This window comes from Nocardioides imazamoxiresistens (assembly GCF_032378595.1).
Classification (GTDB): Bacteria; Actinomycetota; Actinomycetes; order Propionibacteriales; family Nocardioidaceae; genus Nocardioides; species Nocardioides imazamoxiresistens.
In genome coordinates this window covers 438,419-457,164 of record NZ_JAVYII010000002.1, presented here as the reverse complement: position 1 = coordinate 457,164, position 18,746 = coordinate 438,419, and the positions used below count along the sequence as shown (strand labels likewise).

Annotated in this window: 21 protein-coding genes; 10 read left to right on the top strand and 11 right to left on the bottom strand. The window is 74.3% G+C overall.

All coding sequences use genetic code 11. The annotated features are described in order from the left end of the window. The first annotated feature begins 78 nt into the window (after window positions 1–78). Window positions 79–1,071: a serine hydrolase domain-containing protein gene (locus RDV89_RS06255; RefSeq protein ID WP_315732082.1), complete on the top strand. Its 993-nt coding sequence runs from the start codon at window positions 79–81 to the stop codon at window positions 1,069–1,071. 9 nt (window positions 1,072–1,080) lie between these two features. Here the strand turns inward: RDV89_RS06255 and RDV89_RS06250 are convergent, their stop codons facing one another. The 3 genes from RDV89_RS06250 to RDV89_RS06240 all read right to left on the bottom strand — a co-directional run bounded on the left by RDV89_RS06250 (window position 1,081) and on the right by RDV89_RS06240 (window position 3,645). Further along, window positions 1,081–1,473 (bottom strand): hypothetical protein, encoded by a 393-nt coding sequence (locus tag RDV89_RS06250; protein WP_315732081.1) that lies wholly within the window; start codon window positions 1,471–1,473, stop codon window positions 1,081–1,083. Beyond that, window positions 1,419–3,155 (bottom strand): sensor histidine kinase, encoded by a 1,737-nt coding sequence (locus tag RDV89_RS06245; protein WP_315732080.1) that lies wholly within the window; start codon window positions 3,153–3,155, stop codon window positions 1,419–1,421. Before RDV89_RS06245 ends, RDV89_RS06250 begins: the two co-directional genes overlap by 55 nt. Before the next feature lie 148 nt (window positions 3,156–3,303). Beyond that, the gene (locus tag RDV89_RS06240) at window positions 3,304–3,645 is read right to left on the bottom strand and encodes a DUF2200 domain-containing protein (RefSeq protein WP_315732079.1); all 342 of its coding nucleotides are present in this window, start codon (window positions 3,643–3,645) and stop codon (window positions 3,304–3,306) included. Window positions 3,646–3,713: 68 nt separating this feature from the next. Between RDV89_RS06240 and RDV89_RS06235 the strand changes: the two genes are divergently transcribed. Next, on the top strand, window positions 3,714–4,346 hold the full coding sequence (locus tag RDV89_RS06235; RefSeq protein ID WP_315732078.1) for a DUF6891 domain-containing protein: 633 nt from the start codon (window positions 3,714–3,716) through the stop codon (window positions 4,344–4,346). 14 nt (window positions 4,347–4,360) lie between these two features. Here the strand turns inward: RDV89_RS06235 and RDV89_RS06230 are convergent, their stop codons facing one another. Beyond that, a complete protein-coding gene (locus RDV89_RS06230) occupies window positions 4,361–5,260 on the bottom strand; it encodes a LysR family transcriptional regulator (protein WP_315732077.1) in 900 nt (299 codons plus the stop codon). Between the two features lie 110 nt (window positions 5,261–5,370). Here RDV89_RS06230 and RDV89_RS06225 point away from each other — a divergent pair, with 110 nt between their 5' ends. From RDV89_RS06225 to RDV89_RS06215, 3 genes are read left to right on the top strand one after another with little or no spacing between them, the layout of a single operon-like run. Then, complete coding sequence (locus tag RDV89_RS06225) at window positions 5,371–6,951, top strand: class I adenylate-forming enzyme family protein (RefSeq protein WP_315732076.1); 1,581 nt, start codon at window positions 5,371–5,373, stop codon at window positions 6,949–6,951. Window positions 6,952–6,997: 46 nt separating this feature from the next. Further along, complete coding sequence (locus RDV89_RS06220; RefSeq protein WP_315732075.1) at window positions 6,998–7,753, top strand: SDR family NAD(P)-dependent oxidoreductase; 756 nt, start codon at window positions 6,998–7,000, stop codon at window positions 7,751–7,753. A gap of 50 nt (window positions 7,754–7,803) precedes the next feature. After that, window positions 7,804–9,447 (top strand): phospholipase D-like domain-containing protein, encoded by a 1,644-nt coding sequence (locus tag RDV89_RS06215; RefSeq protein ID WP_315732074.1) that lies wholly within the window; start codon window positions 7,804–7,806, stop codon window positions 9,445–9,447. Here RDV89_RS06215 and RDV89_RS06210 read toward each other — a convergent pair. From RDV89_RS06210 to RDV89_RS06195, 4 genes are all read right to left on the bottom strand, one after another. Then, entirely contained in the window at window positions 9,441–10,031 is a 591-nt protein-coding gene (locus RDV89_RS06210) for a uracil-DNA glycosylase family protein (protein WP_315732073.1), read from the bottom strand. The two genes, RDV89_RS06215 and RDV89_RS06210, sit on opposite strands and share 7 nt — an antisense overlap. Further along, window positions 10,028–10,228 carry a hypothetical protein gene (locus tag RDV89_RS06205; protein WP_315732072.1) on the bottom strand — a complete coding sequence of 67 codons (201 nt, stop codon included), beginning with the start codon at window positions 10,226–10,228 and terminating at the stop codon, window positions 10,028–10,030. Before RDV89_RS06205 ends, RDV89_RS06210 begins: the two co-directional genes overlap by 4 nt. Window positions 10,229–10,354: 126 nt before the next feature. Then, complete coding sequence (locus tag RDV89_RS06200; protein WP_315732071.1) at window positions 10,355–11,239, bottom strand: aldo/keto reductase; 885 nt, start codon at window positions 11,237–11,239, stop codon at window positions 10,355–10,357. A gap of 95 nt (window positions 11,240–11,334) precedes the next feature. Further along, the gene (locus RDV89_RS06195; protein ID WP_315732070.1) at window positions 11,335–12,255 is read right to left on the bottom strand and encodes a DUF4190 domain-containing protein; all 921 of its coding nucleotides are present in this window, start codon (window positions 12,253–12,255) and stop codon (window positions 11,335–11,337) included. Between the two features lie 134 nt (window positions 12,256–12,389). Between RDV89_RS06195 and RDV89_RS06190 the strand changes: the two genes are divergently transcribed. The 4 genes from RDV89_RS06190 (at window position 12,390) to RDV89_RS06175 (ending at window position 15,390) form a co-directional block, all read left to right on the top strand. Further along, entirely contained in the window at window positions 12,390–13,637 is a 1,248-nt protein-coding gene (locus RDV89_RS06190; protein ID WP_315732069.1) for a nuclease-related domain-containing DEAD/DEAH box helicase, read from the top strand. Beyond that, on the top strand, window positions 13,634–14,038 hold the full coding sequence (locus RDV89_RS06185; RefSeq protein WP_315732068.1) for an ATP-binding domain-containing protein: 405 nt from the start codon (window positions 13,634–13,636) through the stop codon (window positions 14,036–14,038). The genes RDV89_RS06190 and RDV89_RS06185 overlap by 4 nt, the downstream gene beginning before the upstream one ends. Window positions 14,039–14,120: 82 nt before the next feature. Next, a complete protein-coding gene (locus RDV89_RS06180) occupies window positions 14,121–14,714 on the top strand; it encodes a cysteine hydrolase family protein (protein WP_315732067.1) in 594 nt (197 codons plus the stop codon). A gap of 67 nt (window positions 14,715–14,781) precedes the next feature. Beyond that, complete coding sequence (locus RDV89_RS06175; RefSeq protein ID WP_315732066.1) at window positions 14,782–15,390, top strand: DedA family protein; 609 nt, start codon at window positions 14,782–14,784, stop codon at window positions 15,388–15,390. A 28-nt stretch (window positions 15,391–15,418) separates the two neighbouring features. Here RDV89_RS06175 and RDV89_RS06170 read toward each other — a convergent pair whose 3' ends face one another. The 3 genes from RDV89_RS06170 to RDV89_RS06160 are packed head-to-tail and all read right to left on the bottom strand — an operon-like array spanning window position 15,419 to window position 17,777. Next, window positions 15,419–15,790, bottom strand: coding sequence for a hypothetical protein (locus RDV89_RS06170; protein WP_315732065.1), 372 nt, complete (start codon window positions 15,788–15,790; stop codon window positions 15,419–15,421). Continuing rightward, window positions 15,787–16,398, bottom strand: coding sequence for a hypothetical protein (locus RDV89_RS06165; protein WP_315732064.1), 612 nt, complete (start codon window positions 16,396–16,398; stop codon window positions 15,787–15,789). Before RDV89_RS06165 ends, RDV89_RS06170 begins: the two co-directional genes overlap by 4 nt. After that, window positions 16,395–17,777: an MFS transporter gene (locus tag RDV89_RS06160; protein ID WP_315732063.1), complete on the bottom strand. Its 1,383-nt coding sequence runs from the start codon at window positions 17,775–17,777 to the stop codon at window positions 16,395–16,397. Before RDV89_RS06160 ends, RDV89_RS06165 begins: the two co-directional genes overlap by 4 nt. 148 nt (window positions 17,778–17,925) lie before the next feature. On the opposite strand from RDV89_RS06160, the gene RDV89_RS06155 reads away from it, so the two are divergent. Beyond that, a complete protein-coding gene (locus tag RDV89_RS06155) occupies window positions 17,926–18,738 on the top strand; it encodes a GIY-YIG nuclease family protein (protein ID WP_315732062.1) in 813 nt (270 codons plus the stop codon). The last annotated feature ends 8 nt before the right edge of the window (window positions 18,739–18,746 follow it).

Genomic DNA, 18,746 nt, shown 5'->3' with positions numbered 1-18,746 from the left:
CCACCGCAGGTGCCGGCGTCATGGCCGCGAGACGGATATCGGTGGAGACGGACGCGATCGCGACGATAGCGTCGGCCCATGCCCCAGAGCGACGACCCGCAGGTCCTGCACGAGCGCGCCACCGCTACCGGCCTCAGCGGGGTGGTGCGCGTCGACGTCGGCGGCGAGGTGCTGCTGGAACGGGCGTACGGTCTGGCCGACCGCGCGCACGAGGTGGCCGCGACGCCCGAGCACCGCTTCGGCGTGGCCAGCATCGCGAAGGGCTTCACCGCGCTGGCGGTGGGCGCGCTCGTCGACGACGGCGTGCTCGACCTGGACGCGCCGGTGCGCCCCGTCCTCGACGCCGACCTGCCGCTCGTCGACGACGCCGTGACCGTCGCCCACCTGCTCAGCCACACGTCGGGGATCGGCGACTACCTGGACGAGTCGGAGGACGACGACCCGGCGCACTACGTGCTGACCAGGCCGGCGCACACGCTGACCGACACGGAGGAGTACCTGCCGATGCTGGCCCCGCAGCCGCAGGTCTCGGCGCCGGGGGAGCGCTTCGCGTACAACAACTCGGGATTCGTCGTCCTCGCCCTGGTCGCGCAGCGCGTCAGCGGCACGCCGTTCGCCGACCTCGTCGCGCAGCGGGTGTTCGCGCCCGCGGGCATGACGCGCAGCGGCTACCCCCGGATGGACGAGCCGGCCGGCGACGTGGCCACCGGCTACCTCGACGAGGGTCCGCGCACCAACGCGCTGCACCTGCCCGTGGTCGGCAGCGGGGACGGCGGCGCCGTGACGACCGTCGGCGACCTCGCCCGGTTCTGGTCGGCGCTGACGGAGCACCGGATCGTGTCGGCCGACGTCCTGGCCCGCCTCGTCGAGCCGGTCAGCCTGGTCGAGGACGAGGGCATGCGCTACGGGCGCGGCTTCTGGCTGGGTCTCGACGACGACGCGCTGGTGCTGGAGGGGTGCGACGCCGGGGTCTCCGCGCGTACCCGCCACCACCCCGGCAGCGGCACCACGGTGACGGTGCTGGCCAACACCACGTCTGGGGCGTGGCCCGTGATCTGGGGCGAGGACTGAGGTCCGGCGTCAGGCGTCCGTCGGGGCGACCGGTCCGGCCGGGGCGGGCGACGCGGCCGGTGCCCGGCGGCGCCGCACCGAGTTGAAGGCCAGCACGTTCGCGAAGTGCACGAGCCCCAGGACGAGCATCACCACGCCCAGCTTCACGCTGAGCGTCTCGACGAGGTCGGTGACGCCGTCCACCCGGCCGCCGGCGCGCAGGAACAGCAGCACGAACCCGATGGTGACGAGGTAGAAGCCCGCCACCAGGAGCCGGTTGACGGCCGCGGCGAGCGTGGCGCGCTGGTCGAGCACCTCGGTGAGGAACGTCGTGCCGTTGTCGAAGAGGGTGCGCGCCACCCAGACCGTCAGCGGGAGCGCGACGGCGAGGTAGACGACGTGGGACGTGAGCGTCCAGTCCATGGGGCCTCCGGGGTCGGGGTCGGTGCGGGACCCCGGTTCCCCCGGCGCGCGTCCTGACCCCCGGGGCCCGGGAGCGCGGGCAGCTCGAGGCGGAAGCGCGTACGCCCCTCGGTCGAGCTCACGCTCAGCTCGCCGCCGTGACGCTCGGTGACCACCTGCACGATGGTCAGGCCGATGCCGCAGCCGGGCGTCGCCTGCTGCTCGGCCCGCTCGCCGCGGAAGAAGGGGTCGAAGATCTGGTCCCGCTCGTCCGGCGAGATCGGTCGCCCGTCGTTCTCGACCGTGAGCGCGGTGAGGTCCCCGTCGTCCGAGACGGAGACGACGACCTCGGTCCGGGCGAACGTGAGCGCGTTGCGCACGAGGTGGCGCACGGCGGTGTGCAGGGTGCGCTCGTCGGCGACCGTGCCGGCCTCGTCCAGGTCGAGGCGGACGGCGACGGGGGAATCGGGGGAGTCGGGCCGGCTGGCGCGCTCGCGGGCGACGGCGTCGCGCACGACCTCGTCGAGCCGCAGGTGCACCCGGGCCTGCGTGCTCGGGTCGTCGAGCCGGTTGAGGATGACGATGCTCTCGACGAGGTCGGTCAGGCGCCCCGCGTTCTCGGCGACGGTGTCGACGAGGTGCTGCTGGGCGGGGTTCAGCGGCCCCGCCTCGCCCTCGCGCAGCAGGTCGAGGCGGCCCAGGATGTTGGTCAACGGCGTGCGCAGCTCGTGGCTCGTCGTGGTCACGAACCGCGAGCGGGTGGCGTCGAGGGCGTGGCGCTGGTGGTCCATCGCCATCTCGACGTCGCGCCGGCGGTCGCCGATCAGGGCCAGCGGGAGCGTCCAGACGGCCGCGAGGGCGACGAAGACGCCGATCGACCACGACCGCTCGACGTCGAGGAGGAGGGTGTCGCTGATGCCGATGTTGAGGGAGTGCAGCGGCGAGCCGACGAGCCAGACCGCGGTGCCCACGAGGGAGAGGGCCACCAGCTGCAGGGAGGTGACGCGCAGCCCGAAGCGCAGGCCGGCCCAGCTCAGGGTGAGCAGCACGACGGCGCTGGCGATCGCGGTGCCGAAGCCGCCCACCGCGACCGCGACCGCGGTGGAGGCGGAGAGGACGAGCAGCTGCAGGCCGGTCTCCAGCGGCGGCAGGGGCTCGTACGCCCGCGTGCTGCGGCGCAGCAGGACCGGGCACCAGACCAGGATGGCCGAGGCGTTGGCCACGCCGGCGACGACCGCGAAGCGCGGGTCGATGTCGTTGGCGAGCGCGACCAGCATGCCCACGGAGGCGATCGCGCCGCCGGCGACCGCGGCGGTCAGGGCGAGCCACTGGAAGGCCCGCGGGGAGTCGATGGTGTCGGTCCCGGTGCGCACGAGGACGTACGCACCGCCCAGGGCGGCCACGCCGCCCGCCAGGCCGACCATGACGGCCTCGAAGACGGGCGAGCCGACGAGCACGGCGCTGAGGGTGACGTAGGCGGGCACGAGCACGGCGAGCGCGACCCGCCACCACCCGCTGCTCACGACGATCGCGGCACAGCCCGCGCCGACGGACGCCCACACCGGGTTCACCCCGTAGACCTCGGCTCCGACGACCGCGCGGCCGGCGGCGACCCCGAGCACGACGAGGGCGACCAGCAGCCAGGCCACCGGGTCGAGGGTGCCGCGGGCCTGCGGGCTCGCGGCGGTGCTGCGACGCGTCACGGCGCGTGGGCCTCCGTCCTCGGCGAACCGACGTCGCGTCCGCGGCTGCTCCGCGGGCACAGGTGCTCGGTCCGTCCCATCGGCCGACGGGTCGCGTACCTGTGGTGAAAGGTAGGACGTGCTCACCCGGTCGCGCGGACCACCCCCGTCAGCCGCGCAGCACCTTGGCCATCGGCCGGCCCTTGGCGAGCTCGTCGACCAGCTTGTCGAGGTAGCGGATCCGTCGCATCAGCGGGTCCTCGACCTCCTGGACCTTCACGCCGCACACCGACCCGCTGATGAGGCTGGACGCGGGGTGGAGGTCGGCGGCGCCGAAGAAGTCGGCGAAGGTGGTCCCGGCGTCGAGGTGGTGGCGCAGCGTGGCGTCGTCGAAGCCGGTCAGCCAACGGATCACCTCGTCGACCTCGGCCGCCGTGCGTCCCTTGCGCTCGACCTTGGTCACGTAGTGCGGGTAGACCGACGAGACGGGGGTCGTGAAGATGCGGTGCACCTCGCGATCGTAGGCCCGCGGGCGCCCGCCCGGTTCCCCGTTCGCCGTCGGTGCGCGAGAGTGTCCCCATGAGCACGCACCCCGCCTTCGCCACGAGGTTCCCGCCGGCCGACGACACCTTCTCGGGGGTGCTGATGCTCAAGGTCGCGGCAGGACTCGACGACCTCGAGGACCTCCAGGAGATGGTCGCCGAGCTGATCGAGGACGACGAGTTCCCCGAGGTGTTCCCGGACGAGGACGAGCCGACGGTGGCGGAGGCGCTGGCGCTGCTCGACGAGGTGGTCGCCGAGCACGACCGGGTGGTCACCGAGCCGACGGCCGACCTGCTGGCCTTCCTGCGGGCGATCGAGACCCTGGTGGCCGAGGGCATCGGCTTCTCCCTCGGAGAGGGCATCAACGCATCCGAGGCCTCGGAGGCCGGGCTCGAGGCGGCCCAGGAGCTCGCCCAGGAGACGGGCAGGCCGTCGAAGGGGTACGCCTACAGCCACCTCGAGGACGTCGACCGCGCGGTGCTCAGCGACGTGCTCCCGGTCGGGTTCGGCGGGATGGACGGGTCCCCGGACTCCGAGGTCGTCGCCATCGGTCGCCGGGTGGCGGACGTGCTGACGGCCGCGGGGCTGCCGGTCGAGTGGGACGGCGACCCGGACCGTCGGATCATCGTCTCGCCGCTGTCGTGGGCGGAGCCGTTCGGCGAGGACTGAGCGCTGCGCGGCGCTCAGAGCAGTCGCCCCTCGTCGTCGCTGAGCTCGGCGAAGGTGGCGAACAGCTGCTCGACCACGGCGGCGACCGCCGCGCGGCGCATCCCCTCGGCCCGGGTGACGATCCAGTACTCGAGCGCCCGGTCCACCGCCGCGGGCAGCAGTCGCTGCAGGTCCGGGTGGCGCGAGGCGAGGAAGGTCGGGACGAGGCCGATGCCGGCGCCCGCGCGGGTCGCCTCGACGTGCGTGACGACGTCGGTCGAGGTGACGGCGTCCGCCATCTCCGGGAGGAGGCGGCGACCGACGTCGAGGTAGTCGAGCTGGAGCATCGAGCCGATGAAGTAGACGAGGCGGTGCGCGCGCAGGTCCTCGAGGCGCTCGGGGGTGCCGTGGCGCTGGAGGTACGCCGGCGAGGCGTAGAGCCCGAGCACGTAGCGACCCAGCCGCGTGGCCTCCGCCCGCAGCACGTCCGGCTTGCCGACGACCACCTCGACGTCGAGGCCCGAGCGCTGGGAGGCCGCCCGCCGGGTCGCGGCGATGATCTCGACCCCCACCCCGGGGTGGCGCTCGCGCACCGCGGCGGCCGCCGGCGCCGCCACGTGGAAGGCGAAGGCGTCCGGCGTCGAGACGCGCACGACGTCCTCCAGCACGGCGCCGCCGGGATCCCCGTCGAGGGCGTCGACCGCGCGGGCGATCCGCTCCGCGGCCGCGACGGCCTGCCGCCCGAGGGCGGTGAGCTCCCACCCGCTGATGGACCGGGTCAGGACCCGCCCGCCGAGCGCCTTCTCGGCGGCGCCGATCCGCCGCGCGACGGTGGTGTGGTTCAGACCCAGCACCTCCCCGGCCCGCGTGAAGCGACCGGTGCGCCCGACCTCGAGCAGCACCAGCAGGTCGTCGGGGCTCACGCGGGCGCTCACGTGTGCACTCTTGCAGATCGGCGGCGCAACTTCGGTCATTGCCTGTGCATCGGTGCGTACCCAGACTGGCGGTGTCCGCCTGTGCCCGTCGTCACACCCGAGGAGATCCCATGCCCGCCGTCCCGCCCGCCGTCAGCACCTTCGGCGAGACCTGGTGCCGCGCGGTCTCCGAGCACGGCGACCGGCCCTTCCTCGTCTTCCGGGCCGACGACGGCACGACCACGTCGTGGACCTACGCCGAGTTCGACGACGTGGTGGCCCGGGTGGCGGGCACCCTGCGCGCCCGCGGCGTCGTGCCGGGCACGTCGGTCCACCTCGTGCTGCGCAGCTGTCCCGCCTTCGTCGCGCTGTGGCTGGCCGTGGCGCGCCTCGGTGCCTGGATGGTGCCGGTCGACCCCGCCTCGGCGGCCCGCGACGTGGCCGGCCAGGTGCGTCGGGTCCAGCCGGTCCTCGGGGTGGCGGCGGCCTCGCGCCTCGGGGTCTACACCGAGGGTGCGGACGGCACGCCCGTCGTGGCGCTCGCCGAGGACGCCACGGACCTGGCCCCCGGTGCGCCGCTGGTGAGCGAGGCGGAGCCGGTGGTGGCGGCGTACCCCGCCAGCCCCGAGCACCGGCTGGCGGTGATGTTCACCTCCGGCACGACCTCGGAGCCGAAGGGCGTCGTGCTCACGCAGGCCTGCTACGCCACGGTGGCGGCGGCGATGGCCGCCGCGGTCGACCTGCGGCCCGAGCACCGCTGGTACGTCACGCTGCCGATGTTCCACGCCAACGCGCAGTACTACTGCTTCGCGCCCGCCGTGCAGGTCGGCGCCAGCGTGGCGATGACCGCGTCGTTCTCCGCCTCGGGCTGGGTCTCCGGCGCCCGGGACCTGGAGGTCACCCACGCCAGCCTGTTCGCCGCGCCCGTCCGGATGATCCTGGCCCGCTGCCCCGAGGACGAGGAGCCGCTCGCGCTGCAGCACGTCTGGTACGCCCAGAGCCTCGGCGCCGAGCACCACCGCCGGTTCGGCGCGCTGGCGGGCACGTTGCCCCGCCAGCTGTACGGGATGACCGAGACGGTCGCCGTCGTCACCGCGGACCGCAACGACCCGCCCGTGCACGACCTGATCGGCCCGCCGGTGCCCGGTCGCCGGGTGCGGCTGGTGGACGCCGCCGGCGGGATCGTCACGCAGGCCGGGGTGCCGGGCGAGCTGCAGGTCGGCGGCGAACGCGGCCGCGACCTGTTCGCCGGCTACCTCGACGCCCCCGAGATCAACGCGCGCGCCTTCGAGCCCGTCGAGCCGTCCGAGCCCACGCCGGGCGGCGACGAGCGCCGCGTGTGGTTCCGCACCGGGGACCTGGCGGCCTGGGAGCCGGGGGTCGACTCGCTGCGGTTCGTCGGCCGCGTGGACGACGTCATCAAGGTCGCCGGGGAGAACGTCAGCCTCACCGAGGTCGAGGCGGCGCTCGCGCAGGCGCCCGGCGTGCTGGAGGTGGCCGTCGTGGCGCAGCCCGACCCGGTGCGCGACCAGGTGCCGGTCGCCTACGTCGTCGCGAAGGACCGTGCGGCGCCGCCCGCCACGGCCGACCTGGAGGCGTACGCCGTGAGCGTGCTCGCCCCGGCCGCCCGTCCACGGGCCTGGCACCTGATCGACGAGCTGCCGCGCACCGGCGTCGGCAAGGTCCGACGCTTCCGCGTCGGCTCCGCCTGAGCCCCGAGCCCCCACCCACCCCCCGATCCACCACCGAGGAGACCCCATGAGCCCGCGCCCCCTGCCCGGCGTCACCGTCGTCACCGGAGCCGCCCAGGGCATCGGCGAGGCGATCGCCCGCCGCCTGGTCGCCGACGGCGGCCGGGTCACCCTGCTCGACGTGGCGCCGCACGTGGAGGAGACGGCACGCCGCATCGGGGCCGTCGGCGCCGTGCGGGTCGACATCACCGACGTCGACGCGCTGCAGGCCGCGATCCACGGGGTGGCCGAGGCCCACGGCGGCCTTGACACGCTCGTGAACTGCGCTGGCACCTGCGGCCGGGAGTCGTTCGAGGAGCTCAGCCTGGCCACGTGGCGCCGCGACCTCGACACCAACCTGACGGCCATGGCCTTCGCCTGCCAGGCGGCGGTGTTCCCGCACATGAAGACGCAGGGCAGCGGCCGCCTGGTCAACATCGCGTCGGTCTCGGGCAAGGTCGGCGGCGTCGGCCCGGTCTCCGCGGACGGCGCGGGCGGGCGCTCGGGGGCCGGCTACACCTCGGCGAAGGCCGGCGCGATCAACCTCAGCCGCTGGGTCGCGCGCCAGGTCGGCGCGTGGGGCATCACCTGCAACACGGTGGCGCCGGGGCCGATCGCCTCCCCGATGGCGGCCGGCGCGGAGTACGGCGTCGAGGACCTGCCGGTGCCCCGCCTGGGGCAGCCGGACGAGGTCGCGGCAGCGGTGGCGTACCTCGTCGGGCCGGGGTCGGACTACACGACCGGCACGTGCCTGCACGTCGACGGCGGCATGGTGCGGGCCTGAGCACCGGCCTCGTCGCGGCCCGACCGGACCGGGCGCATACTGGCCCGGTGGTGGACGAGGAGAGGTGGCTGCTGACGCGGTCCGAGCGCGGCAACCCGGACACCCGGCTCGACGAGATCTCCGGCTCGCCGGACCCGGTCGCGTGGTCGAGCGGCAACCGGGTCCACGCCCACGTGGACGGGACGGCCTACCTGGCGGCGCTGCACCGCGTCGTCGAGGCCACCGGCCCCGGCGACCTCGTCTGGTTCACGGACTGGATGGGCGACGCCGACCTGCGGCTGACCGGCGAGCCGGGCAGCGAGGTCGTCGAGGTGCTCGGCCGCGCCGAGCAGCGGGGGGTCGAGGTCCGCGGCCTGGTGTGGCGCTCGCACGCCGACCAGGTCGGCTTCTTCGCCGCCAACAACCGTCACCTCGGCGAGCAGCTCGGCCGGCGGGGCGCGGAGGTCTCGCTCGACATGCGGGTGCGCCCGGGCGGGTCGCACCACCAGAAGTTCGTCGTGGTGCGCCACGCCGACGACCCCGAGCGCGACGTCGCCTTCGTCGGCGGCATCGACCTCGCCCGCAACCGCCGCGACGACCACCACCACCTCGGCGACCCGCAGGGCCGCGTGCTGGTGGAGGAGTACGGCGAGCGCGGCCCGTGGCACGACGTCCAGCTGGAGCTGCGTGGCCCCGTGGTGCGCGACGTCGAGACGACCTTCCGGGAGCGCTGGGAGGACCCGACGCCGCTGACCCGGGCGCCGTGGCGCCGGCTCGCCGACACGCTGCGGCGCGTCGAGACCGACCCCTCCCCGCTGCCGCCGCAGCGGCCGGCGCCGCCCGAGGCGGGCGAGGTGACGGTGCAGCTGCTGCGCACCTACCCCGCGCTGGCGCCGAACCGCGGGTACGCCTTCGCCCGTCGCGGCGAGCGCAGCGTGGCGCGCGGCTACAGCAAGGCCATCGGCCAGGCCGACGAGCTGGTCTACATCGAGGACCAGTTCTTCTGGAGCCACAACACCGAGCACAACCTGCCGTGGCGGCGACGCAGCGACCAGAACGAGCCGCGGGGCAACGACGTGGTCGCGGCGCTCGAGCAGCAGCTCGCGGCCCGTCAGGGCCTGAGGGTGGTCATCGTGGTGCCCCGCCACCCCGACAAGACGGGGGTGAACCGGGCCGCGCAGCGCCTCGCCCGGCGCCGCGCGCTGCAGCGCCTGCACGACATCGCACCCGGCCGGGTCGCCGCGTACTCCCTGGAGAACCGGGAGGGCACGCCCGTCTACGTCCACGCCAAGGTCTGCGTCGTGGACGACACCTGGGCGACCACCGGTTCCGACAACTTCAACCGCCGCTCGTGGACGCACGACTCCGAGCTCACGGCCGCGGTCCTCGACCCCACCCACGCGCGCGGCCTGCGCCTGCGCCTGGCGGCCGAGCACCTCGGCCGGCTGCCCGAGGACCCCGACGTCCTCGACCAGGGCACGATGGCCGACTGCAAGAGCGGCGAGGGCATGTTCGAGCAGTTCGCCCTGCACGCGGGCCGCCTCGACGCCTGGCACCTGTCGGGCCGGGTCGGTGAGCGTCCGGCGGGCCACCTGCGTCGGCTCCCGCTGCAGCGGATCCCGCTCGTGCTGCGACCGCTCGCGCGGCTGCTGCTCGCCACCGTGCACGACCCGGACGGCCGCCCGAAGGACCTGCGCGACGCGCACGCCTACTGAGCGAGCTGGTCCGGCGGGCTCGGCTGCTCGGCGTCCAGCCACGCCCGCAGCTCGGTCAGCACCGGTGCGACGTCCGCAGCCGCCGCGAAGGGGCCCGGCATCCGGAACACCTCGGCGCCGCCGGGCAGCGTGCCGGGCTGGAACCCCGGGCGCTCGGAGCGACCGAGCAGCGCGATCGCCGGCTGACGGGTCAGGCACACGACCAGCCCCACGCGCCGGGACGTCACCTCGGCGACCACACGTTCGCGGCCGTCTGCGAGCTCGTCGGGACCGGGTGCCCCGGAGCCCGGCCGCAGCACGAGGTTGACGAGCCCGACGTCCCCGGCCACCGCGGCGTCGTCGAGGTGGCCGCCCGCCGCCGGCGGGGCGAACAGCCCGGTCCCGGCGAGCCGGCCCAGCTGGCGCCGCCCGACGGGACCGTGGAAGTAGTGGCCCGCCTCGACGCTGCACGGCACCGGGCGCAGGCCGACGACGACCGCGCGGGGCCGCCGCGGCCACAGCGGCGCGAGGGTGAGGGCGCGCTCGGCGCCCTCGGCGCGCCCGCCGCCCTCGTCCAGGTACGCCTGGTGGCCGACGAGGCTCACGCCTTCGGCGCCTCGGTGCCCGCCGCCCGGGTCGGGCAGTCGGGGTTGGTGCAGACCCGCTCGTCCACGGTCGGGTCGGCGCCGCCCACGACCCCGTCGGCGGGGCCGACCGGGCCGCCGTCGGCACGGTCGGGGTCGTGCGGGCGGAGGTCGACGGCGCTGCCGCACGCGGCGCAGGGCTGGGCGTCGGTGTACACGGGCGTACCTCGTCTTCGGGGTGGAGGGGAGCCGGACGGTCGGAGCGCCGACCGGTACCCGTCCTCCTGGGTCGCGGTACCTCCGGTAGTCGTCGACTGTCGGAGGTACCGCAACCCGGCGGCTGCTCAGTCGGCGTCGAGCGCCGCGATCTCCTCGGCGGTGAGGTCGAGGTCGGCCGCGAGCGCGGAGTCCTGGATCGAGGACGGTCGCTTAGCGCCGGGGATCGGGATGACCACCGGCGACTGGGCGAGCTCCCAGGCGAGCGCCACCTGCTGGGCGCTCACGCCCCGCTCCTCGGCGATGCGGGCGAACGCGGCGTGGTCCTGTGCGAGGTCCTTGGCGCTGCCGAGCCCGCCGAGCGGGCTCCACGGCAGGAACGCGAGGCCGAGCTCGGCGCAGACGTCGATCTCGCCGCGGCTGCTGCGGAACGCGGGGGAGAACTGGTTCTGCACGCTGACGAGGTGGGCGCCGAGCGCGCGGTGGGCGGCCCGGATCTGGCTCTCGTCGGCGTTCGAGAGCCCGACGGTGCGGACCTTGCCCGTGGCGACGATGTCGCCGATGGTGCCGATCACCTCGTCGTAGGGCACATCGGGGTCGGGTCGGTGGTGCTGCCACAGGTCGATGCTCTGGACCCCGAGGCGCTCCAGGGATGCGTCGACGGCGGCGTGCAGGTGCTCCGGGCGGCTGTCGAGGTCCCACCCGCCGCCCTCGGTGCGCACGTGCCCGCCCTTGGTGGCGAGGAAGACCTCGTCGCGCACCCCGAGCTCGTCGAGCAGCGACGCGATCAGCAGCTCGTTCGCCCCCTGGGCGTCGGCGCCCTTCTCGTCCCCGGGGCCGTACGCGTCGGCGGTGTCGAAGAACGTGACCCCCGCGTCGAGCGCGGCCCGCACCGTGTCGGCGAGCTGCTGGCGCGGCTGCGTGCCCGACTGGTCGAACGTCATCAGGCCGAGCCCGATCGCCCCGACCTCGATGTGCCCGACGGTGTCGTTGCCCAGTGTGCGCGTGCGCATGCGTCCTCCTACGTCGACCGGTTGTGTCCACCGGCCATTGAAGCGGGGAGGTGGTGGGGCCGGTCGCCCGAGCGACCGGTCCCGGCGAGGTCGCCTCAGCCGACGTTCCAGTACTCCCGCGACTCGTCGCCGAAGGAGAACATGTCCTCGACGTAGACCTGCGGCGCCGTCAGCGCCGCGAGCGACACGTCGAAGCAGACGTCGAACGTCGCCCGGCCGCCCGGGGTGAGCGTCGGCTGGTCGTACCCCGCGTTCGGCGTCACCGCGTCGCAGGAGTACTCGTCGTAGTTGCGCGCGTCCGAGCCCACGAACGTCGTCGTCAGGTCCATCCAGGGCGTGCCCTCGTCCGCGCCCACGTACGTCACGTCGAGCGTTGCCAGCACGTAGCGGCCGTCGGGCGCGGGGTTGAACTGGTTGGCCGCCGCGATCGCGGCGTCGGCCTCGACGTCGACCGCACTCACGGTCACCTCGTAGTCGCCGACCGTCGCGCTGGTTCCGAGCGCGCGGACCTCGCCGGCCTCCTCGGCTGCGACCTGCTGCTCGACGTCGCCGGACGACGCGGCGGAGTCCCCGTCCGCCTCGTCCTCGAGCTCGTCGAAGGACTGCTGTGCCTCCTCGCTCGAGCGTTCGATCTCCTCGCCCACCTCGTCGAGCACGGCGACGTAGAACGCCTGCGTGGCCAGCACCCCGGCCAGCGCCACGAGCCCGACGATCCAGCCGGCCCGGGCCATCCCGAGCCCGCCGGCGCGACCCTTCTTCGCGCGTCGCGCGGCCACCAGGCCCAGCACGACCGCGACCAGGGCGGTGACCGCGAACAGGTTGTTCACGATCGGCACCCAGCACAGCAGCAGCGACACGACCGCGACCACCAGCGCAGTGATCGCCAGGCCGCTCCCGCCCTGCGGCGCCGGCGGCTGCTGCGGGGGCCACGGCGCGGCGTACCCCGCGTGCCCCACGTGTGCGCCCTGCGGCGCCTGACCCTCCGTGCCCGTGGTGGGCACCTTCTGCTCCGTCATCTCTCTCGACCCCCGTGCTCGGTGGACTGCTTCGGACGAGGAGGACGGTGCAGGGACCCACCGACAGTTTCCGCTGGCGGTCTAGTCCAGCGAATACCCGACGAACCGCCGGAGGGGCGTGGAAGGGTGACGTCATGCCGCTGCTGCTGCCCGAGGACCCGCAGTTCACAACCGAGTCGGAGAGGTTGGTGTGGGAGCGGTTGCGGACCGTCCTGGGCCCCGACGACGTGCTGATCGCCAACCTGCGGCTGACCGACGAGACCAAGGACCACGAGGTGGACCTCGTGGTCCTCATGCCGGACGTCGGCTGCCTGACGCTCGAGGTCAAGGGCGGCTCGGTCTGGTACGACGGCGGCTGGTGGCTCAAGCGTCGCGGCCGCGACGTGCGGGTGCACCCCGTCGACCAGGCTCGCAACGCCAAGTTCGCCCTGCGGGAGTACGTCGCGCACGACCCGCGGTGGGGCTCGCGCACGCACGTCGCGTGGGCGCACGGGGTCGTCACGCCGTACGCCTCCTTCGACGACTCCGACACCCCCGAGCTTCCGCGCTGGGCGCTGCACGACCGCGACGACCTGGCGTCGCTCGGGGAGCGGGTGCGTGACAACGCCTGGGGCATGCGCCACGACCGCGAACCGCCCACCTACGAGGACGTCCTCGACGTCGCGGACATCCTCACCGGCCGGCTGCCGACCTCCTACGAGGTCGACGCCGAGGCCGACGAGCGCGCGGCGACGGCGGACCGGCTCACCCAGGAGCAGGCGGTGATCCTGGGCGTGACCCGGCTGCTGCACCGCGTCGAGGTGCGGGGCGGTGCCGGCAGCGGGAAGACGGTGCTGGCGCTGCTGCAGGCGAAGGAGCTGGCCCGCGGGCGCGAGGACCGTCCGCCGCAGCGGGTCGCGCTGCTGTGCTACTCGATCGGGCTCGCAGAGCACCTCAAGCGCACGGTCGCGACGTGGTCGCGGCGCCAGCGCCCGGCGTTCGTCGGCACGTTCCACGAGTTCGGTCGCCAGTGGGGAGCGCCGGACGGGGACCGCCAGGACAGCGACTTCTGGGAGCACGAGCTGCCGCGGCGGATGGGCGAGCTCGCGACCGGACTGCCCGACGGGCAGCGTTTCGACGCGGTCGTGGTGGACGAGGCGCAGGACTTCGCCGACGACTGGTGGATACCGGTCCTGGCTGCGTTGCGCGACGAGGAGGCGGGCGGGCTCTACGTCTTCTCCGACGAGCACCAGCGGATCTTCGCCCGCTTCGGCCGGCCCCGGTCTCGCTCGTGCCGCTCGTGCTCGACCACAACCTGCGCAACACCAAGCAGATCCACGAGTCGTTCGGGCCGCTGGCGCCGAGCCGGATGCGTGCCCGCGGCGGCGACGGACCGGCGGTGAGGTTCGTCGCCGCGTCCACGGACGACGCGCTGACCGCTGCCGACGACGCGGTCGAGGCGCTGCTGGAGGACGGCTGGCGCCCCGGCAGCATCGCGCTGCTGACCACCGGCCACCGGCATCCCGAGCAGATCGCGACCACCGACCGGCACGGTCAGGAGGGCTACTGGTCGTCCTACTTCGCCGCCGAGGACGTCTTCTACGGCCACGTGCTGGGCTGCAAGGGTCTCGAGCGCAAGGCGGTCGTGCTGTGCGTCAACGAGGCGGGCGACCGCGACCGGGCGCGCGAGCGGCTCTACGTCGGGATGTCGCGGGCCACGGACCAGCTCGTGGTGGTCGGCGACCCGGAGGTCGTGCGCAGGATCGGCGGCGACGTGGTCGCGCACCGCCTCGGGCTCGGCTGAGCGCCGCACGGTCGCGCAACGCGCTCGCAACCTCCCCGGGCGTGTGCTGGCGCTCCGAGCCGGACGAGGAGAGGAACGGGCCATGGGTGGGACGGTCACGCTGCGGGAGCTGACGGGGATGAGCGACGTGCCGGCGTCCCTGGGCGACTCCGTCGTGGTGATGGTGGACGCGCAGAACACCTACACGCGTGGGGTCATGGAGCTGGAGGGGGTCGAGGCCGCGCTGGACGCCGCCGAGGAGCTCCTCGACCGCGCCCGCAGCCTCGGCACGCCCGTCGTGCACATCCAGCACGACGCGGGCGCGGGCTCGCCCTACGACGTGGGCGCCGAGATCGGTCGGATCGTCGACCGGGTCGCGCCGCGGGGCGACGAGCCGGTGGTCGTGAAGAACTTCCCGAACGCCTTCGTCGGCACCGACCTCGAGGACCGGCTGCGCCGAACGGGCAAGGAGAGCATCGTCGTGGCGGGGTTCATGACCCACATGTGCGTCAACTCGACCGCACGCGGGGCGTTCAGCCTCGGGTTCGCCCCGACGGTCGTCGCGAGCGCGACCGCGACCCGTCGGCTGCCGGGCGGCGGCGGGGTCGAGGCTCCTGCGCTGCAGGCGGCCAGCCTCGCCGCCATCGCGGACCTGTTCGGCGTCGTGGCGCCGGACGTGGCGGCGCTGCCCGACTGACCGTTTCCCCGCCGCTCTACCCTGTGTGCGGTGCCGAACGACGGCGCTGTCAGGGAGGGCGGCACCGGTGGACACGCTCCTCGACCTCGCGCGGTCGCTGCTGGGCTCCCCGTGGCTGTACGCGGTGGTCCTGCTGCTCGTGATGGCCGACTGCTTCCTCCCGGCGGTGCCGAGCGACGAGGTGATCATCGCCGTCGCCGCGCTGGCCATGACCGAGGGCGAGCCCGGCGTGCTCGTGGGCCTGCTCGCGGTCGGTGCCTGCGGCGCGCTCGTCGGCGACAGCACCGGATTCTGGATCGGACGGCGCCTGCCGCGGGAACGGCTCAAGCGCTACCCGCGGCTGGCGCGGATGCTGGGCGCCGCGGACCGTCAGTTCGTACGCCGTGGCGCGCGCATCGTGGTCACCGCGCGGTTCCTGCCGGTCATCCGGATCGGCGTCAACCTGGTGGCGGGCGGCGCGATGCGGTACCGCTCGTGGGTGCCGCTGGCCGCGCTGGCCTGCCTGCTGTGGGCCTCGTTCACGGTCACGATCGGTGCCGTCGCCGGGTTCGGCCTCAGCGACCAGCCGCTGCTCGCGATGGCGATCGGCATGGGGATCGGCGTGACCGCCGGCTTCGTGCTCGACCGCGTGCTGACCGCGCGGGCGAAGCGGGCGGAGGAGCAGCCGGCCGGCTGAGTCCGGTCGTCCGACTGATCGTCCCGGGTCAGGCGCCGTACGACTCGCGGAGCTCGCCGAAGAACAGCTGGCTGAGCCGGTGGCGCAGTGCCTTCGTCGTCTCCTCCGACGCGGCCTGCGGCGAGCGGAGGACGACGGTCAGGGCCGTCTCGCTCTCGTGCGCTGCGAGCTCCAGGTGGATCTCGTCGCCGGCACGGTCGGCCCACAGCGTCGACCACACCACCCGGCCGGGCGCCTCGGCGACGAGCACCCGCGGCTCGACCTCGCCGTCGCGCAGGTCCAGCCACGGACGCACAGCCGAGCGGCGCGGCTGCGACAGCGACTCGAACACGACGTGCGGCGGGGGAGGCAGGCGCTTCGTCCGGCGTGCGACCTCGTCCATCAGCGGCTCCTCGCTCACAGCAGGTTCCTCACCCGATCGGTCAGCTCGTCGCGCACGGCCTGCACCACGGCCTCCTGCACGGCGGTGTTGAGCGCGTCCGCGTCGTCGAGGTCGGAGAGGATCGCGCGCACGTCCAGCTCGTCGACGGCGCGCAGCAGCACGTCCTCGGTGGGCAGGGCGTCGTCGATCACGGAGTCGGGCAGCGCCCGGATCGCAGCGGCGACGAGGGCGTTGAGGTCGGCGCTGTCGAGCGCCTCGTCGACGAGCTCGGACGAGGGCGGCAGGGCGTCGTCGTCCGCGAGCTCCTGCACGGCGGCGCGCAGCCCCTCCCGCACGGCGTCGACCTGGGCGTCGGTGGGCTCGTCCTGCTGGGCGAGCTCGAGGGTGAGCGCCTCGCGACTGACGTCGAGCGTGCAGGCGGCGTCGTCGACCCCGAGGAGCACCAGCTGCTCGGTCAGGCCCTCGATGCCGTCGGCCTGCGAGGTCACGGACCGGTCGACGCACGCGTCGGCGGGCTGCAACGGGCGGAAGTCGCCGCCACCGGCGGCGACCTGCACGCCGGCGACACCGGCGACGAGGGCGAGAGCCAGACCGGGCAGCGCACCCAGGCGCAGGAGCGGGCTCACGCGACGCTCCTGCGGCGGGTCACGGCGCCCGCAGCCGCGGTCACGCCGACCGTGAGCAGGGCCAGCAGGGCCAGGCCCGCGCCGATGAGGTAGGAGTCGCGGAACGCCAGGGACACCGCCCGGTCGAGCTGGTCGTCGAGGTCGGCCTCCAACGTCGACACCGCGGCCTCGTCCTCGGCGGCCACCTCGAGGTCCGCGAAGGCTCCGCTGAGCTCGGGCACCTGTCCGCGCTGCTCGGTGAGGTGCTCGCCCAGCGCGCGGGCCAGCGAGACCTTGTCGCCCGGCGGCAGCGGCGCGTCGATGACCAGGGCGGCGATCGCCTCGGTCGCAGGCTCCTCGGCGGCCAGGAGGTCGGCAGTGAACACCGGGGTCAGCACGGCCAGGCCCACGACGACGCCGAGGTGGCGCGCGCTGATGGTCCACGCGGCGTGGCGGGCCCGCGGCTGGCGGCCCTCCATGGCGCGGTAGGTCAGCTGGTCGACGCTCAGTCCGAGCCCCAGCCCGACCAGGGCCTGCGGGGCGACCGTCCACCACAGGTCGGCCGACGGCGGCAGCGCCAGGCCGACCAGGCCGCCCGCGACGAGCAGGCACCCGGCGGCGACCTCCACGTCGGGCGGTGGGCGCAGCAGCCGGGCGAGCGGCCGGGCGGCCAGCGCCGCGACCGGGATGACGGACACCGTGAGGGCCGCGACGGCGGGGGAGTGCCGCCACCCCTGGACCAGGAGCAGGACGAGGAGGAACAGTGCCGCGGTCAGCGCCGCGCCGAGCAGTGCTTGCGTGACGTTGTGCCCGACCACGGGCCGGTGCGAGGCCTCCAGGTCGGGGTCCTCCGCAGGCGCGGCGGGCACCGGGCGCACGGCCAGGGCCGCCGGCACCGCCAGCGCCGCGAACGGCACCTGGGCCACGAAGATCGCCTGCCACGAGATGGCCTCGGTCAGGAGCCCGCCGGCCACCGGGCCGGCCGCGGTCCCGACGACGCCGGCGGTGACCCAGGTCGCGACGCCGCGCCGCTCGCCCCACAGGGCGACCATCAGCTCGAGAGCACCGACCAGGGCGAACGCCCCGCCCAGCGCCTGCAGGCAGCGGGCGGCGATGAGCACCTCGATGGTGGGCGCCGCCGCGCACCACGCCGATGCGCCCGCGAAGACCGCGATGCCGACGGCGGCCAGCAGCCGCGGGTGGGCGCGTACGCGCTTCAGGGCCGCCGGCACCGCGAACACCCCGAGCACGAGGTTGTAGGAGATCAGCACCCACGCCACCTCGGTGACGGTCGCGTCCAGCTCCTCGAGCATCTCGGGCAGCGCGAGCGTGACGATCGCCGAGTCGGCCAGCACGAGCCCGACCGTGACGGTCAGCAGGAGGCCCACGAGACGGTGCACGGGCTCATCGTTGCACCGAGGTGGGAGGACGGGGTGGTACGCCGCGCGGTTCGCCTCCTCGTGGGAGCGAAACTCTGGGACGCTACGAGGCGGGCCCGGGGCCGCGCCACCGCCACCTCGGCAGGCAGTTTCCGAACGAGGAAGTGAGTTGCTCGTGCTGACCTTCGAACACGTGCTCGCCAGCGCGGGCACCGGCGCGGACGAGGTCCTAGTGATCAGGCACGCGTACGTCCGACAGCATGAGGACGGCACCGCAGGCATACACGCGGACTCGTCCAACGAGGAGATCGCGGCGTACACGCGGACGCAATCCACCAACCCGAGGATCTTCCCGGTGTCGCCGCCGCGGTTCTGGGTGGTGTTCCTGCCGGAGGGTGGTGATCGGGCGCGCCTGTGGAAGGTCCTCGAGAACGGCGGGGAGATCGTGCGCGACGAGCATCGACGCACGTTCGCGCTGAGCGAGACCGACCTGCTGGGCGATCTGCGCAACCGCCTGGTGATCGGCTGGCGCTCACCGAGGACGTGGCGGCTCAGTGGAGCCACGGCGGCGACCTACCCGGTGGTGGAGATCGCAGACGCGCAGCCGGTCCCGTTTCCCGGGTTCGACGCCCTGAATCTCGACCACCGGCAACTCCTTGCGGTGGTACGCGAGCACCGGTACGCGGCGTGGCGCACGGCGCTCGCGTCGGTGGTCGGCATCTACCTCATCACCGACACACGCGACGGGCGCCACTACGTCGGCAAGGCGGACGGAGCGGAGAACGTCCTGCAACGGTGGACGGCGTATGCGACGAACGGTCACGGTGGAAACGTCGAGCTGCGCAACCTCGACCCCGCCTCGTTCCGCTTCTCGCTGCTGCGCGTGTTCGACCCGGCGACGCCCCGGCACGAGGTGGACGCGGCGGAGGGGCATTTCAAGCACGCTCTGGATTCCCGGCGCCACGGCCTGAATCGGAACTGACCCTCCAC